The organism is Pseudomonas sp. SL4(2022) (genome assembly GCF_026625725.1).
Classification (GTDB): Bacteria; Pseudomonadota; Gammaproteobacteria; order Pseudomonadales; family Pseudomonadaceae; genus Aquipseudomonas.
Map to the genome: position 1 here is coordinate 4,174,345 of NZ_CP113060.1, position 16,462 is coordinate 4,190,806.

Annotated in this window: 16 protein-coding genes; 11 read left to right on the top strand and 5 right to left on the bottom strand. The window is 60.2% G+C overall.

Annotated features, from left to right (window positions below):
- Nucleotides 1-174: 174 nt before the first annotated feature.
- Together OU997_RS19635 and OU997_RS19640 are read left to right on the top strand one after the other, a co-directional pair.
- A complete protein-coding gene (locus OU997_RS19635; RefSeq protein WP_108489049.1) occupies nucleotides 175-885 on the top strand; it encodes a 4'-phosphopantetheinyl transferase family protein in 711 nt (236 codons plus the stop codon).
- 72 nt (nucleotides 886-957) lie between these two features.
- Nucleotides 958-2,247, top strand: coding sequence for a M18 family aminopeptidase (locus tag OU997_RS19640; protein ID WP_267808206.1), 1,290 nt, complete (start codon nucleotides 958-960; stop codon nucleotides 2,245-2,247).
- A 95-nt stretch (nucleotides 2,248-2,342) separates the two neighbouring features.
- Here OU997_RS19640 and OU997_RS19645 read toward each other — a convergent pair whose 3' ends face one another.
- Nucleotides 2,343-3,059 (bottom strand): UTRA domain-containing protein, encoded by a 717-nt coding sequence (locus OU997_RS19645; RefSeq protein WP_108489051.1) that lies wholly within the window; start codon nucleotides 3,057-3,059, stop codon nucleotides 2,343-2,345.
- Between the two features lie 341 nt (nucleotides 3,060-3,400).
- On the opposite strand from OU997_RS19645, the gene OU997_RS19650 reads away from it, so the two are divergent.
- From OU997_RS19650 to zapE, 7 genes are all read left to right on the top strand, one after another.
- A complete protein-coding gene (locus OU997_RS19650) occupies nucleotides 3,401-4,459 on the top strand; it encodes an ABC transporter substrate-binding protein (RefSeq protein WP_108489052.1) in 1,059 nt (352 codons plus the stop codon).
- Nucleotides 4,460-4,517: 58 nt separating this feature from the next.
- Entirely contained in the window at nucleotides 4,518-5,324 is an 807-nt protein-coding gene (locus OU997_RS19655) for an alkaline phosphatase family protein (RefSeq protein WP_267808207.1), read from the top strand.
- The gene (locus OU997_RS19660; RefSeq protein WP_108489054.1) at nucleotides 5,321-6,175 is read left to right on the top strand and encodes an ABC transporter permease; all 855 of its coding nucleotides are present in this window, start codon (nucleotides 5,321-5,323) and stop codon (nucleotides 6,173-6,175) included. Before OU997_RS19655 ends, OU997_RS19660 begins: the two co-directional genes overlap by 4 nt.
- Nucleotides 6,162-6,959: an ABC transporter permease gene (locus OU997_RS19665; protein ID WP_267808208.1), complete on the top strand. Its 798-nt coding sequence runs from the start codon at nucleotides 6,162-6,164 to the stop codon at nucleotides 6,957-6,959. Before OU997_RS19660 ends, OU997_RS19665 begins: the two co-directional genes overlap by 14 nt.
- Entirely contained in the window at nucleotides 6,956-7,945 is a 990-nt protein-coding gene (locus OU997_RS19670; protein ID WP_267808210.1) for an ABC transporter ATP-binding protein, read from the top strand. Before OU997_RS19665 ends, OU997_RS19670 begins: the two co-directional genes overlap by 4 nt.
- Nucleotides 7,945-8,598 (top strand): HAD family hydrolase, encoded by a 654-nt coding sequence (locus OU997_RS19675; RefSeq protein WP_108489057.1) that lies wholly within the window; start codon nucleotides 7,945-7,947, stop codon nucleotides 8,596-8,598. The genes OU997_RS19670 and OU997_RS19675 overlap by 1 nt, the downstream gene beginning before the upstream one ends.
- Before the next feature lie 73 nt (nucleotides 8,599-8,671).
- Nucleotides 8,672-9,793 (top strand): cell division protein ZapE, encoded by a 1,122-nt coding sequence (zapE, locus tag OU997_RS19680; protein WP_108489058.1) that lies wholly within the window; start codon nucleotides 8,672-8,674, stop codon nucleotides 9,791-9,793.
- On the opposite strand, the gene lpdA is transcribed toward zapE, so the two are convergent.
- Nucleotides 9,790-11,190: a dihydrolipoyl dehydrogenase gene (lpdA, locus tag OU997_RS19685; RefSeq protein ID WP_267808213.1), complete on the bottom strand. Its 1,401-nt coding sequence runs from the start codon at nucleotides 11,188-11,190 to the stop codon at nucleotides 9,790-9,792. The genes zapE and lpdA overlap by 4 nt on opposite strands.
- Before the next feature lie 16 nt (nucleotides 11,191-11,206).
- The gene (locus OU997_RS19690) at nucleotides 11,207-12,415 is read right to left on the bottom strand and encodes an MFS transporter (protein ID WP_267808215.1); all 1,209 of its coding nucleotides are present in this window, start codon (nucleotides 12,413-12,415) and stop codon (nucleotides 11,207-11,209) included.
- Nucleotides 12,416-12,535: 120 nt separating this feature from the next.
- Between OU997_RS19690 and OU997_RS19695 the strand changes: the two genes are divergently transcribed.
- The gene (locus OU997_RS19695) at nucleotides 12,536-13,117 is read left to right on the top strand and encodes a PaaI family thioesterase (protein WP_267808216.1); all 582 of its coding nucleotides are present in this window, start codon (nucleotides 12,536-12,538) and stop codon (nucleotides 13,115-13,117) included.
- A gap of 39 nt (nucleotides 13,118-13,156) precedes the next feature.
- Nucleotides 13,157-13,735 (top strand): TetR/AcrR family transcriptional regulator, encoded by a 579-nt coding sequence (locus OU997_RS19700; protein WP_108489062.1) that lies wholly within the window; start codon nucleotides 13,157-13,159, stop codon nucleotides 13,733-13,735.
- Between the two features lie 63 nt (nucleotides 13,736-13,798).
- Here the strand turns inward: OU997_RS19700 and OU997_RS19705 are convergent, their stop codons facing one another.
- Both OU997_RS19705 and ahpF read right to left on the bottom strand, forming a co-directional pair.
- Nucleotides 13,799-14,593 carry an SDR family NAD(P)-dependent oxidoreductase gene (locus OU997_RS19705; protein ID WP_267808218.1) on the bottom strand — a complete coding sequence of 265 codons (795 nt, stop codon included), beginning with the start codon at nucleotides 14,591-14,593 and terminating at the stop codon, nucleotides 13,799-13,801.
- 245 nt (nucleotides 14,594-14,838) lie between these two features.
- On the bottom strand, nucleotides 14,839-16,392 hold the full coding sequence (ahpF, locus tag OU997_RS19710) for an alkyl hydroperoxide reductase subunit F (protein ID WP_267808220.1): 1,554 nt from the start codon (nucleotides 16,390-16,392) through the stop codon (nucleotides 14,839-14,841).
- Nucleotides 16,393-16,462: the final 70 nt, after the last annotated feature.

Genomic DNA, 16,462 nt, shown 5'->3' on the forward strand with positions numbered 1-16,462 from the left:
GCACAAGCCTCACGCATGCACTGGCTACAACCTCACCTGCGTCTCCAAAGAAACGCATGACCCAGTGTGACAAAAAAACCTCAACCGCTTCGTTTAGCTTTGTTGTCGCATTGCAAAGAATTGTAAACAACACTGCCTGCTGGCCGATGCAGCGCGTACACGGCAGAATGCGCCATGACTACAGACTTTCTACCCGCCTGCTGCACCTCGCTCAGCGCCCACTGGCCACTGCCTCACACATTACCGTCACTGCAGCTGTACAGCACCCGCTTTGACCCCGCCCAACTGCGCAACGAGGACTTCCGGCGCTGCGCCATTACGCCGGTATCAGGCATTGCCAAGCGTCAGACCGAATATCTCGCCGGCCGCTTGTGCGCCCGTGCAGCACTTAACCAGCTCACCGGGTTACCGGCAGTTCCAGGCAGCGGCGAAGACCGTGCGCCGCAATGGCCGACAGGTACTCTTGGCTCAATCACTCACGGCAGTGGCTGGGCCGGCGCAGTGGTGGGCAACAGCGCGGATTGGCGCGGCCTCGGCCTGGATATCGAGCTGATCATGCCTGCAAGCCGCGCTGAACGGTTGGCAGGGGAAATCCTCACCCCGAACGAACTGGCCAGTCTGAACAGCCTGCCCACAGAACAACGCGCCCAGCGCATTAGCCTGACCTTCTCGCTCAAGGAGAGCCTATTCAAGGCGCTCTATCCCCAGGTGCTGCGTCATTTCTACTTTCAGGACGCCGAACTACTCAGCGTCGACGCCGAGAATAGAGTGCGCATGCGCCTGTTGATCGACCTGCATACCGACTGGCCGGCCGGCAGTGAGCTTGAAGGCCAGTTTACTGAGTTCGACGGCTACCTGCTCAGCCTGGTCAGCATTCCACGCTGATCAGTCGAGCGCCGCCACCCAAAGCCTGAGGCAAATCCGCTAAACTCGGCCGATTGCCGCCCGGAGTGCCCTATGCGCGAAGATTTGAACCAAGGCCTGATCGAATTTCTCAAGGCCTCGCCTACCCCGTTCCATGCCACGGCCAGCTTGGCTCTGCGCCTCGAAGCAGGCGGTTTTCAGCGTCTGGATGAGCGTGCCAGCTGGCACACCGAGGCTGGTGGTCGCTATTACGTAACGCGCAACGACTCCTCGATCATCGCCTTCAAGCTTGGCAAACGCGCGCCACTGGAAGGCGGTATTCGCCTGGTCGGCGCGCACACCGACAGCCCGTGCCTGCGCGTCAAACCGCAACCGGAGCTGCAGCGCCAGGGCTTTTTCCAACTCGGCGTCGAGGTCTATGGGGGCGCATTGCTGGCGCCCTGGTTCGACCGCGACCTGTCGCTGGCCGGCCGGGTGACCTACCGCCGCGACGGCAAGGTAGAAAGCCAACTGATCGATTTCCAGAACCCAATTGCGGTGATCCCCAACCTGGCCATCCACCTCAACCGTGAAGCAAACCAGGGCTGGGCCATCAACGCACAAAACGAACTGCCGCCAATTCTCGCCCAGGTCGCAGGCAGTGAAACAGCGGATTTCCGCGCGCTGATCACCGACCAGCTAGCCCGTGAACACGATTTCAGTGCCGATGCGGTACTCGATTACGAGCTGAGTTTCTACGACACCCAGAGCGCTGCAGTGATTGGCCTGAATGGCGACTTTATCGCCGGCGCGCGGCTGGACAACCTGTTGTCCTGTTACGCCGGGCTGCAGGCACTGCTGGCTGCGCCGGATGATGAAAGCTGCGTGCTGGTGTGCACCGACCATGAAGAAGTCGGCTCCTGCTCGGCCTGCGGTGCCGACGGCCCGATGCTCGAACAGGTATTGCGCCGCGTGTTGCCAGATGGCGATGCCTTCGTCCGAACCATCCAGCGCTCGCTGTTGGTATCGGCCGATAACGCACACGGCGTGCACCCCAACTACGCCGACAAGCATGACCAGAACCATGGCCCCAAGCTCAACGCCGGGCCGGTGATCAAGATCAACAGCAACCAGCGCTATGCCACCAACAGCGAAACCGCTGGATTCTTCCGCCACCTGTGCCTGGAAAACGAAGTGCCGGTACAGAGTTTCGTCACCCGCAGCGATATGGGTTGCGGCTCGACCATCGGCCCGATCACCGCCAGCCAACTGGGCGTACGCACCGTGGACATTGGCCTGCCGACCTTCGCCATGCACTCGATCCGCGAACTGGCCGGCAGCCATGACTTGGCGCATCTGGTGAAAGTGTTGACGGCGTTTTACGCCAGTGCTGAGCTGCCCTGACAGCCGCCCCGTAGAGCGGACATGCCAGAGGTTTATCCGCCGCGGTGGACAACGCTTCGCATGTCCACCCTACCAAAGCGCGATGCGTAGCCCTGCTACTCCGGCACCTCGACGCTCACATGCAGAGCGTCATGGCGCCAGAACTCCAGATCACAATCGATCAACCGGCCATGCTGATCGCGATTGATCCGCACAATCCGCAGCGCCGGGCTGCCCACCGCCACCTTCAACGCCGACGCGGCTTCACTGTGCAACGCCGTGGGCACCATATCGAAACGCACCCGGCCGTAATGGATATCGTATTCGCTGGCGTACAACTCGGTCAGCGAGCGGGTCAGGTCGAAATCCAGAATGCCAGCGAAATAATTGGGATTGAGGTAGTGCTCGACATACAGCACCAACCGCCCATCAATGCGCCGTGCACGACGGATCTGGTAGACGCTGGACAACGCCGGCAGAGCCAACAGTTGGCAGATTTCCGCACTAGCGGGAATCAGTTTGGCACTCAACACTTCGGTGGCCGGCACCCGGCCCTGCTCGCCGACCATGGCATGGAAGTGGCTGCGTACCAATGGGTTGTAAGCCACGCGCGGAGGCGAAACAAACCAGCCGCGACGCTCCTCACGGTAGATCAGTCCCTGAGCTTCGAGTTGTCCTAGCGCCTCACGCAGGGTAATCCGCGTGGTATCGAACACCTCGCTGAGCTTGCGCTCGGCCGGCAACTGACTTCCCGACGGCAACAGACCGTGCTCGATCTGTTCTTCCAATGCCCGACATATAGCAGTGACTGCCCGCGGCGCTTCATCGCGCATCAAGACCTCCGAAAATTGGACTAGTCCAGCCCCATTTGAGGGCATAAACCTGTTTGTGCCGCACTAAAAATCATGTTTCAAGTTTAAGCAGTCTTGATGACCATGCCATGACAACTTTCTTCCGGCGTCACCATAGTCCGGTAAAACTTGCTTTGCAGGCAGCCGGTAAGCAGATTTATTCATGGTCTACGCTTGTGGTGCTCTCACTCAGACGCAGTGGATCGCAGCGTTTAATGAGCAGCGTACATAAAACTGTCATTTAACAAGCCTAAATTGGCCTGGGTCTTGCTGATCTAGACCAGATCCTCACCGCACGCACTTCACTCGCAAAGGAGTTTCCAATGAAACAACTGCTGCTGGCTTCACTGATGGGCTCAGCCATCGCCCTGGCGACTTCCGCTATGGCGGCCGGGACGGACTTGAAAGCACTGGAACAGGCCGCGCGCGCTGAAGGCGCGGTAAACAGTGTGGGCATGCCTGACAGCTGGGCCAACTGGAAAGACACCTGGGCCGATTTGAACAAGCTCTATGGCCTCAAGCACATGGACACCGACATGAGCTCGGCCCAGGAAATCGCCAAGTTCGCCGCTGAAAAAGACAATGCCACGGCCGACATCGGTGACGTGGGCGCTGCTTTTGGTCCCATCGCCGTACAGCAAGGTGTTACTCAAGCCTACAAACCGAGCACCTGGGAACAGATTCCGAACTGGGCCAAGGATGCCGATGGCCACTGGATGCTGGCCTACACCGGCTCCATCGCCTTTATCGTCAACAAACAACTGGTCAAGGACGTGCCTCGCTCGTGGGCTGATCTGAAACAGGGCACCTACAAGGTTGCCATCGGTGACGTAAGCGCTGCGGCTCAAGCCGTTAATGGTGTCCTGGCGGCTTCGATTGCCAACGGCGGCAATGAAAAGAATATTCAACCGGGCCTGGATTTCTTCGCTGCAATCGCCAAACAGGGCCGCCTGGGCTTGTCCAACCCGACCATCCAGACCCTGGAAAAAGGTGAAGTGGAAGTCGGCATTGTCTGGGACTTCAATGGCCTGTCCTACCGTGACCAGATTGATCCAAGCCGTTTCGAAGTGCTGATCCCGTCCGACGGCTCGGTGATCTCCGGCTACAGCACCATCATCAACAAGTACGCCAAGAACCCTAACGCCGCCAAACTGGCGCGTGAGTACATCCTCAGCGATGCCGGACAAATCAACCTGGCCAAGGGTAACGCGCGCCCGATTCGTGCCGAGCACCTGACTCTGCCAGCCGAGGTACAGGCCAAACTGCTGCCTAACGAGCAGTACGCCAAGGTCCAGCCCATCAAGGATCCGGCTGCCTGGGAAGCAACCTCCAAAGCACTGCCACAACTGTGGCAGGAAAATGTGATCATCGAAATGCAGTAAATGCGGGTCCGCAGCCCGACACTCGCCGGGCTGCGTTTTTGTTCAAGGAAATCGTTCGATGAAACACAATGTCATCCTGGTGGTTCTGGATGGCCTGAACTTCGAGGTGGCCCGCCATGCACTGGGCCATCTGCAGGCCTACTGCGGTGCCGGCCGTGCCGCGCTGTACAAGCTCGAATGCGAGCTGCCCTCACTGTCACGCCCCCTTTACGAATGCATCATGACGGGCATCGCGCCAATCGACAGCGGCATCGTGCACAACGATGTGGTGCGTTTGTCCAACCAGCGCAGCATCTTCCACTATGCCCGTGCTGCGGGTCTTTCCACCGCGGCAGCGGCCTATCACTGGATCAGTGAACTGTATAACCGAGCGCCCTTCGATGCCGCCCGCGACCGCCACACCTGTGACCCTGACCTGCCCATTCAGCAGGGCCATTTCTACTACGCCGACCACTATCCGGACTCGCACCTGTTTGCCGACGCCGAGCACCTGCGGGTGCAGCACCGGCCGAATTTTCTTCTGGTGCACCCGATGAATATTGACGACGCCGGCCACAAACATGGCCTGGATTCGCCGCAGTACCGCAACAGCGCGCGGGTCGCCGACCTGTTGCTGGCCGAGTACCTGCAACGCTGGCTGGATGCCGGTTATCAGGTGCTGGTAACGGCTGACCACGGCATGAACAACGACCGTTCGCACAACGGCCTACTGCCGGAAGAGCGTGAAGTGCCGCTGTTCGTTGCGGGCAGCGCGTTCAGCCTGGATGGCCATGCACAGCCACTGCAGACAGAGCTGTGCGGCACCATCTGCACACTGCTCGGCGCCGCCCATGACAAACCCTGGTGCAAGGAGCTGCTCAAGTGACAGCGGACAAACCCCGTGGTAATCGCGGCAGGTGGCTGGCCCTGCTGTGCCTGCTACCTTTTGCAGTGTTTTTTATCGCCTTCCAGATCGCCCCGCTGGTGTGGGTGGCGGTGCACAGCCTGAGCGTCGGTGACAGCTGGGGGCTGGGTAACTACGAGAAGATCTTCAGCTCCAAGTTCTACTTGCAGGCGATCAAGCACAGCCTGCAGATCGCCTTCTGGTCAAGTCTGATCGGCATCGTGATTGCCGTGCTCGGCAGCTACTCGCTGCGCCAGGTTGACTCGAAGCTGCGTGACTTCGTCATGGCCTTCTCCAACATGACCAGCAACTTTGCCGGGGTACCGCTGGCCTTCGCCTTCATCATCATCCTGGGTTTCAACGGGGCGCTGACCCTGCTGTTGAAACAGGCCGGGGTCATCGAAGACTTCAACCTGTACTCCAAGACCGGCTTGATCGTGCTCTACACCTACTTCCAGATCCCCCTGGGCGTGCTGCTGCTGTATCCGGCCTTCGACGCCCTGCGGGAGGACTGGCGCGAGTCCGCCGCCCTGCTCGGCGCCGGCACCTGGGACTTCTGGCGATATATCGGCCTGCCAGTGCTGACGCCGGCATTGCTCGGGACCTTCGTCATCCTGCTGGCCAACGCTTTGGGCGCCTACGCCACGGTGTATGCCTTGACCACCGGCAATTTCAACGTACTGCCGATTCGCATTGCCGCGATGGTGGCCGGTGATATCAGCCTCAACCCGGACATGGCCAGCGCCCTGGCGATGGTCCTGGTAGGCCTGATGGTAGTGATCACTGCCGCGCACCAATGGCTGCTGAAGAGGAGCTACCATGTCACTCGCTGATAACAAACCGGCTGCGTTGTATCACCGTACAGTGGTCTGGCTGCTGTTCCTGATCCTGCTGCTGCCGCTGGCCGGCACCCTGCTCTATTCGCTGTCCACCAGTTGGTCAGCAACCATCCTGCCATCCGGGCTGACCTTTAAATGGTATGTGGCGCTGTGGAGTGACCCACGCTTTCTCGCCGCCTTCGGTCAATCACTGCTGGTCTGTGTTGGCTCATTGCTACTGGCTACCCTGCTGATTCTGCCGCTGCTGTTTGTGGTGCATTACCACTTTCCGAAACTCGACGGTCTGATGAACATCCTCATCCTGCTGCCATTCGCCGTGCCGCCCGTGGTGTCGTCGGTGGGTTTGCTGCAGGTCTATGGCTCAGGGCCGCTGGCAATGGTCGGCACACCGTGGATTCTGATCGGTTGCTACTTCACTGTGGCATTGCCGTTCATGTACCGCGCGATCACCAACAACCTGCAGGCCATCAACCTGCGCGACCTGATGGATGCCGCGCAGCTGCTCGGCGCCAGTACCTGGCAGGCAGCCTTTCTGGTGGTGTTGCCCAACCTGCGCAAGGGCCTGATGGTTTCGCTGTTTCTCTCGTTCAGCTTCCTGTTTGGCGAGTTCGTGTTTGCCAACCTGCTGGTCGGCACCCGCTATGAAACCCTGCAGGTGTACCTGAACAACATGAAAAACAGCAGCGGCCACTTCAACAGCGCCCTGGTGATTTCCTATTTCTTCTTCGTGCTGATCTTCACCTGGGCAGCCAATCGCCTGAACAAGGACAGACCATGAGTTACCTGAGCATCCGCGGCCTGCATAAAAGCTACGGCAGCACCCCTATCTTCAGCGACATCGATTGTGAAATCGGCAAGGGCGAGTTCATCACCCTGCTCGGCCCCTCCGGCTGCGGCAAATCCACTCTGCTGCGCTGCATCGCCGGTCTAACCGGAGTGAATGGCGGACAAATCATCCTCGATGGCCAGGATCTGGTACCGCTGACACCGCAAAAACGCAGCATCGGCATGGTGTTCCAAAGCTACGCACTGTTTCCCAACATGAACGTGGCGCAGAACGTAGCCTTCGGTCTGCGCATGCAGAAGATCAAGGGCAGCGAAGCCGAACAGCGGGTCAAGCAGGTGTTGGAACTGGTCGAGCTCAACGACTTCGCCGAGCGCTACCCGCACCAACTCTCCGGTGGCCAGTGTCAGCGCGTGGCCCTGGCCCGCTCGCTGGTCACCCGCCCACGCCTGCTGCTGCTTGATGAGCCGCTGTCCGCGCTGGATGCGCGGATTCGCAAGCACTTGCGCGAACAGATCCGCAGCATCCAGCAAGAGCTGGGCCTGACCACCATTTTCGTGACCCACGACCAGGAAGAAGCCTTGGTCATGAGTGACCGCATCGTGCTGATGAATGCCGGCAAGATTGTCCAGAGCGGCAATGCCGAAAGCCTCTACAGCGCGCCAGTGGACGCCTTCGCGGCCGGGTTTATCGGCAACTACAACCTGCTGGATGCTGACGCTGCCAGCCGCCTGTTGCTGCGCCCGATCACCAGCCGTGTAGCGATCCGCCCGGAAGCCATCCAGCTCGGAGCACAGGGCGCGATCGAAGGACAGATTCACAGCCATCGCCTGCTCGGCAACGTGATCCGTTACCGCATCGAGGCCCGTGGCGTCGAACTGCTGGTGGACGTGCTCAACCGCTCCCCCGCTGACCTACTGGCCAGCGGACAACGTATCAACCTGAACATTGAAGACAACGCAATCTGTGAGGTGGCCTGATGGCCCTGGCAATTTTCGACCTGGATGAAACCCTGATCGGCGGCGACTGTGCCAGCCTGTGGACCCAGGAAATGGTCAAGCTCGGCTGGGCCGACGCGGACAGCTTTATCGCCCATGAACAGGAGCTGATGCGTCAGTACGCCGCCGGCAGCCTGGCCATGGAAGACTACATGGCCTTCACCCTGTCGCCGCTGGTCGGGCGCACGGCCGAGGAAGTTGCCCATGTGGTCGAGCCCTTTGTCGAAGACGTGATCGAGCCGATCTTCTACAGCGACGCGACCCGCTGCCTGGCCCAGCACCGCGCCGCCGGCGACCGTATCCTGGTTATTTCTGCCTCGGCGCATTTTCTGGTCAGCGCGGTTGCCGCGCGTCTGAATATCGAGGAAGTACTGGCCATCGACCTGGAACAGCAGCACGGCCATTACAGCGGTCGCACCCAGGGCGTGATGACCTACCGCGAAGGCAAGGTTATTCGCCTGCAGGCATGGTTGCAGGAACAAGGCGAAAGCCTGGATGGTGCCTACTTCTACTCCGATTCACGCAACGACCTGCCGCTGCTCAAGGTGGTCGACAAGCCGCACGTGGTCAACCCTGACCGCACCTTGTTGCAACACGCGCAAGAGGCCGGCTGGCCAATCCTCAGCTGGCGCTGATTGAAGTTGGATGTGGCGCGGAGGTCTGCCAACAGGCTATAACGCGCCATCTCACTGCCACGCGCCTGTTTTCATGCCCAGTAACTCCCCACTTACCGCCTATCAGCAGGCCATCGACTGCAACGGTTTCAAATCCGACCCGGCACAGTGGCAGGCCGCCCAAGCCTTGCACGATTGCTATCAGGCGTTGCACCAAGACGAACCCTTGGACTTAATCAACGGGGTGTATCTGTGGGGGCCGGTTGGCCGCGGCAAAACCTGGCTGATGGACAGCTTCTACAGGGGGCTGAAAGTCCCGGCGCGGCGCCAACACTTTCACCACTTTATGCGCTGGGTGCATAGGCGCCTGTTTCAGCTCACCGGCACGCCGGACCCACTGTATGCCTTGGCAGTGGAACTGGCACGTGAGGTGCGCGTGCTGTGCTTCGATGAGCTATTTGTCAGCGATATCGGCGATGCGATTATTCTCGGCCGTCTGTTTCAGGTGATGTTTGAACAGGGCGTGGTGCTGGTCGCCACCTCCAACCAGCCGCCTGAACTGCTGTATGCCGAGGGCTTTAACCGCGAGCGTTTTCTGCCAGCGGTGGCCGCTCTGCAGCGGCATATGCAGGTGGTCAGCATCAACGGCGAGGAAGACCATCGCCTGCACCCAGGCACCGCCCATACCCGCTACTGGGTCGCCACGCCTGGACTGTCCAGTGTGCTCAGCCGGACCTTCAGTCAGTTGGCCGCAGGTAGGCCCAGCTGCGATCAACCGCTCACGCTCGGTAACCGCAGTGTGCAGACCCTGCGTCACTGCGCCGGCGTGCTCTGGTGCCGCTTTGCCGATCTGTGCGAACAGCCCTTGGCCGCGCCGGACTTTATCGCCCTGTGCGACCGCTTCCAGGCCATTCTACTGAGCGAAGTGCCGAACCTGAGCAGCCCGCAACGCGCGGCGAAAATCGCCCGAGGCACCGAAGATGGCGTCGAGCGGGTACAGGCCGGCGATCGCCAACTGCCCGCTTTGTCGGTCAAGGATGACAGCGTGCGGCGCTTTATCGCCTTGGTGGATGAATGCTATGACCGCAAGGTACCCCTGTACCTCGAAGCCCAGGTGCCGCTCGCCGAACTCTATACCGAGGGCTACCTGAGCTTCGCCTTTCGCCGCACCCTCAGCCGATTACAGGAGATGCAGTTGCAGCGCTTCGGTGCTTAGGCTTGCATGGCCCAACCATGCACACTCATCGCCGCCTGGCGTAGCGCTTCCGAGCGGGTTGGGTGCGGGTGGCAGATCAGCGCAATATCTTCGGCTGAAGCACTGAACTCCAGGGCCACGCAATATTCGCCAATCAGTTCGCCGGCGCTGGGGCCGATGATATGCACGCCGAGAATCTGGTCGGTTCGCTCATCGGCCAGCACTTTGACGAAGCCTTCAGCCTCATGGTTGATCTTCGCCCGGCTGTTGGCGGTGAAAGGAAACTTGCCGACCTTATAGGCGCGCCCCTCGGCCTTCAGCTGCTCCTCGGTCTTACCCACGGTGGCGACTTCCGGCTTGGTGTAGATGACCCCGGGAATCGCCTCGTAATTGACCTCGGCAGCATGTCCTGCAATCCGCTCGATACAGGCGATGGCTTCATCTTCGGCCTTGTGCGCAAGCATCGGTCCGGAGGTGACGTCGCCGATAATCCAGATACCTGGCACACTGCTGCGGTGTTGCTGGTTTTCCAGCATGCCGCGCTTGTCGGTAGCGAGGCCGACGGTTTCCAGCCCCAGGCCGGCGGTATAGGGGCGACGACCGATGGCGACCAGCACATAGTCGGCCTGTAATGGCTCGACAGCGCCGCCAGTCGCTGGCTGCACGTCGAGGGTGACGCCTTTGGCCGTGACCTTGGCGGCGCTGACCTTGGTTGCCAGTTTGAAATTCAACCCCTGCTTGCTCAGGGTGCGCTGCAGAGTCTTCGCGGTTTCGTTGTCCAGGCCTGGGCAAATGCGGTCGAGGTACTCCACCACCGTCACGTCGCTGCCCAAACGCCGCCATACCGAACCCAATTCCAGGCCGATCACCCCGGCGCCGATCACTACCAAGTGTTTGGGCACCTTCGGCAAAGCCAGCGCACCGGTGGAGTCGAGAATGCGCTGGTTATCAATCGGCACCCCTGGCAGCGGCGTCGGCTCCGAGCCAGTGGCAATTACGATGTCCTTGGCCTGCAGCTCGCGTACGCTGCCATCGGCGAAGGTCACCGTGACCTTGCCAGGTCCATTCAAGCGGCCCCAACCCTTGATCCACTCGACCTTGTTCTTGCGAAACAGAAACTCGATGCCCTTGGTCAGTGCCGTTACGCTCTCATCCTTCTGTTTCATCATCTGCGCCAGATTGAGCGTCGGCGTGACCTCAACACCGAGGTTGTTGAGCTCACCACTGGTCGCCGCTTCATACAACTCCGAGGCATGCAGCAACGCCTTCGATGGCATGCAGCCGACATTCAGGCAGGTGCCGCCCAGGGTCTCACGCCCCTCGATGCAGGCAACTTTCAGACCCAGTTGCCCGGCACGAATGGCTGCGTTGTAGCCGCCAGGGCCGCCGCCGATGATCAGCACGTCATAGTTGCTCATAGAGTTACTCCCAGATTTAACGAACCAGGGCCGCGTTCACTGCTGGCCGTGGGCGCAGCAGGTGGAAGGCGCAGAACGCCGCGACGGCGAATAAAGTGTTCAGCAACACCATAGGCCAAGCCGAGCCATCCGCCAGCAAGCTAAGCAAGACGCCGCTGCAGGTGGCGCCGGCCATTTGCGCAAAGCCCATAAAGCCTGCAGCCAAACCGGCGCGGTGGGCATTGGGGATCACCGCGCCAGCCACCGATGCCGGCAGCAACATGCCGCCGCCCAGGGTGACCAACACCTGGGGTAACGACAGGCCGAGCAACGACAAACCAGACAGCAGATAAGTCGCCAATGTGGCCAGGGCACCGGTCACCACTAGCACCGCACCTATGCCCACTATTTTCTCGGGACCCAACTGCAGAATGCGCCTCTGGGTAAACAGCGCGCCGGCGATCAGCGCCGATACAATTGCCCCGAAGGTAATGCCGTATTGCGCCGGGCTCAGCCCGAGCAGACCGATATACACAGCCGAAGAGCCGGCAATTACCGCGAACATCGCGCCATAGGTGCAGGCCAGCGTCAGGGCCAGCGTGCGGAACGAGGCGGCGCGCAGCAGGTCGGCATAGTTACCAGCCAAACGGCTCAGTTGTCCGGCCTGTGGATCGAGTTGCCGATTGCTTTCACGGTACAGGCCCAGCACCGCACAAACGATGGCTATGCCGATCAGCAGTGCAAGGAAGATCGGCGCCCGCCAGCCGCCATACAGCACCAACACGCCGCCCAGCATTGGTGACAGGACGATGGCGCAAAGCATACCGATCACCGTCAGCGCCAATGCCGGCCCAGCCTGCGCCTGCCACACATCGCGGGCGATGGCCCGCGCCAGCACCAATGCTGCGCAGGCTCCAAGCCCCTGCAGCACGCGGGCGGCAATAAACTCGCCCATGCTGCTGGCCAGCAGCATCCACAAGGTGGCGAGCAGATAGACCACCAGCCCGGCGATCAGCACCGGAAGCCGGCCAATGCGATCCGACAGCGGGCCGAGCAACAACTGGCCCAAGCCAAAGGCAGCGACGAAAGTCGATAAAGCCAGCAGGCTGCTGCCGGGGCGGGCCGTCATGATCAGCTCGATAACGCCCAGGCTGGGGATGATCAGCTGAGTGGAAATCTCTCCAAGGGCGGTCAGAGCCACCAAAATCAGCAGCAGGCTGCGCGACGGCAAAGGATAGGGATGCATGGGCGTGGGTCCTGTTCTCATGGGCTGGCGTGGCTCGCCAAACAATAATATTTTGACCATAATATAAATAATTAAATTACGCTTGTAATTTTAAAGCCACTATCCGACGAGGCCTGATCCATGAGCATCCCATCACGCGAAGAAAAACTGGCCGAATGGCTCGCCGCCGAACAGGCCATACGCGCCAGCCTTGGCGCACCCGGCAGCATGAGCCTGGCGCAGGTCAGCGAACTGATGCCGCAGGAATTCTTTGACGGCATCGGCCGCGGTGAACTGCCCTCCCCACCCATCGGACATGTGCTGGATTTTGTTCCGCTGGAATGGGCATCCGGGCGCTTCGTCTTTCAGGGCACGCCCGATGCGCGCCACTACAACCCGCTGGGCAGCGTACACGGCGGTTATGCGGCCACCCTGCTCGACTCCTGCATGGGCTGCGCCATCCACACGCAATTACAGCGCGGCCAGGGTTACACCACCACCGACCTGCGCATCAGTTACATCCGCGCCCTCAGCACCAAGGTCGGGCCGATCCGCGCCGAAGGCCGCATCGTGCATATCGGCCGCACCACCGCGCTGGCCGAAGGGCGCATTTACGATGTCGACGACCGCCTGTACGCCGTCGGCTCAACCACCTGCCTGATTCTCAGTATGCCTGGGACATCGCCTACACCCGGCACTGAAACACCGGAGCGAAGCGGGTAAGATTGCAGGCAACATCTGAAACCAGCGGCCAGGTACTCCATGCGATATTCCGAAGACCACAAAGCCCAGACCCACCAGCGCATCATCGAGGAAGCCGCACGCCTGTTTCGCCGCGACGGCGTCGGTGCCACCGGCCTGCAACCGCTGATGAAAACCCTGGGCTTAACCCATGGCGGTTTCTACGCCCACTTCAAATCGAAAGATGAACTGGTGGAAACCGCCTTGCGCCACAGCGCTGACAAGCTGACGGCGGTCACCAACGAGATGGCCAACAGCGATAAACCGCTGACCCGCCTGATCAGTGGTTACCTGTCGTCCGCCCACCGCGCCAATCCGGGCGATGGCTGCCCGCTGCCGACCATGTCCGCCGAGCTGGGCCAACGCGGCGCACCCAGCCCGGTGACCGATGAGCTGATCCGCGACCGTCTGCAAACCATCGAAGCTGGCCTTAGCGTTGAGCATGCCGATGAGCAGAGCGTGCTGATTCTTAGCGCCATGGTCGGCGCCCTGCTGCTGTCACGCAGCGTCAGCGATCCGGAACTGTCTGACCGACTGCTGAAAACCACGCGCAGCCTGCTGATCGAACAGAACACCGGCGACTCAGCGCAGAGTGTCTGACTGCTGAAATAGCAAAAGCCCTGACTGTTTGCAGCCAGGGCTTTTATTGTTACGACCAGCGATTTACTTGTAACGTACCGCCGCGCTGCTGTGCGACAGGTTCGGCGCCAGCTTGCCGCGTGCATCGGTAAAGGCCTGCCAGTCAGCGGCATCAGGCAGCGATGGAATGGTGATCAGCTCGCCCTGGTCGAAACCAGCCAGCGCTGCATCGACCATCTCGCCCACCTCCATGATCATACTCGCCGGCAGAGCCGAATCATCCATGCCGCTACGTTTCCAGATCTCGGTGCGGGTAATGCCGGGCAATACGGCCTGAACCTGCAAGCCCTGCGCCTTTACCTCACCATTAAGGGTCTGGGTCAGGCTCAGTACATAGGCCTTGGTGGCGCTGTACACGGCATTGAACATTTCCGGAGCCAAGGCCACCACCGAAGCGATATTGATGATTGCACCACGCCCGGCAGCCGTGAAGTTGGCAGCGGCAGCGGTGGACAGGTGAGTCAGCGAAACCACGTTGAGCAGAATCATCTGATCCACGGTGTCGAGATCGGCCTCGGCCAGCTGACCGTTCATAGCCATACCGGCATTGTTGACCAGCGTGCTGATGGCCTTGTCGGTACGCAGGCGCTGGATAACGGCATGCAGATCAACCTTGTCAGTCAGGTCGGCCTTCAGCGTTTCGACCTTTACCCCGTACTGCTCGGTCAAGCGCGCAGACAGTGCCTGCAAGCGCGGCAGATCACGGGCAACCAGCAGCAGGTCGTAACCGCGTTGTGCCAGGCGCTCGGCGTAGGTGGCACCAATGCCTGATGAAGCGCCGGTGATCAATGCAGTGCCTTTCTCGTTATGTGTGCTCATGGAGCGTCTCCTGGCTGTGCGGGGGCAGATTAGGGTGTCTGGAGGTATAGTGCGCCAATTAATATTACATACATAATATGAATATTATATGTTGAGCACAATAAAAACTATCGGCAGCTATGCTGCAAACGCCTGAGGCATAAAAACATCCGGAAAGGCCCACTAAACGCCTGAGGGCAGAGCACAAAAAAGCGGACAACCCGCAAAGGTTGTCCGCTCTGGTGCGACGTAGAACGTCGAGCCTGTTAGCTGCGGATCAGGTGATCGAAGGCACTCAGGGAGGCCTTGGCGCCCTCGCCCACAGCGATGACGATCTGCTTGTACGGCACAGTCGTCACGTCACCGGCAGCAAACACACCCGGGATATTGGTCGCACCCTTAGCGTCGACGATGATTTCACCGAAACGCGACAACTCGACGCTGCCCTTCAGCCAGTCGGTGTTAGGCAGCAAACCGATCTGCACGAAGATGCCTTCCAGCTCGACGCTGTGCAGTTCTTCGCTGTTGCGGTCCTTATAGACCAGCGCATTGACCTTCTGCCCATCGCCTTTGACTTCGGTGGTCTGCGCGCTCTTGATCACGGTAACGTTGGGCAGACTGTAGAGCTTCTTCTGCAGCACGGCGTCGGCACGCAGAGTTTCAGCGAACTCCAGCAGGGTCACGTGGGCCACGATCCCCGCCAGGTCAATCGCTGCCTCGACGCCGGAGTTACCGCCGCCGATTACTGCAACACGCCTACCCTTGAACAGCGGGCCATCGCAATGCGGGCAGAAGCACACGCCCTTGGCCTTGTATTCCTGTTCGCCGGGCACACCCATCTCGCGCCAGCGTGCGCCGGTCGAGAGAATCAGGGTCTTGGCTTTGAGGCTCGCGCCATTGTCGAACTTCACCTCATGCAGACCGCCCTCGCTGCTCGCAGGGACTAAAGCGCTCGCGCGCTGCAGGTTCATGATGTCGACTTCGTATTCACGCACGTGCTCTTCCAGAGCGCGCACCAGTTTCGGCCCTTCGGTTTCCTTCACCGAGATAAAGTTCTCGATCGACATGGTATCAAGCACCTGACCGCCGAAACGCTCAGCTGCGAGGGCGGTACGAATACCTTTACGCGCGGCATAAATGGCTGCAGCAGAACCGGCTGGGCCACCGCCGATCACCAGCACATCGAAGGCTTCCTTGGCACTCATCTTCTCGGCATCACGGTTGGCGGAGCCGGTGTCGATCTTGGCGAGGATTTCCTTTACATCCATACGACCGGAAGCGAACACTTCACCGTTCAGGTAGATGCTTGGCACGGCCATCACCTGACGACGCTCGACTTCTTCCTGGAACAACGCACCGTCGATCGACACGTTGCGGATATTCGGGTTGAGCACCGCCATCAGGTTCAGTGCCTGAACCACGTCCGGGCAGTTCTGGCAGGACAGCGAGTAGTAGGTCTCGAACTCGAACGAACCGTCGATACTCTTGATCTGTTCGATGGTCTCGGCATCCAGCTTGGACGGGTGACCGCCCACCTGCAGCAGCGCCAGTACCAGCGAAGTGAATTCGTGGCCCATGGGGATACCGGCGAACGTCACGCCGATGTCTGCGCCTGGGCGGATCAGCGAGAACGACGGACGACGGGCGTCGCTGCCATCGGTCTTCAGGGTGATCTTGTCGGTCAGGCCGACGATGGTTTGCAGCAGCTCAAGCAGTTCCTGAGATTTCGCACTGTCATCGAGGGACGCGACGATCTCGAACGGCAGGGTGACCTTTTCCAGGTAGGCCTTCAACTGGGTTTGCAGGTTGGCGTCCAACATGGCGAATAGTCCTCAATGACAAGAATTTTGGGCAATAAAATGCCCGGACGGATCGCGCCCGGGCATCGGG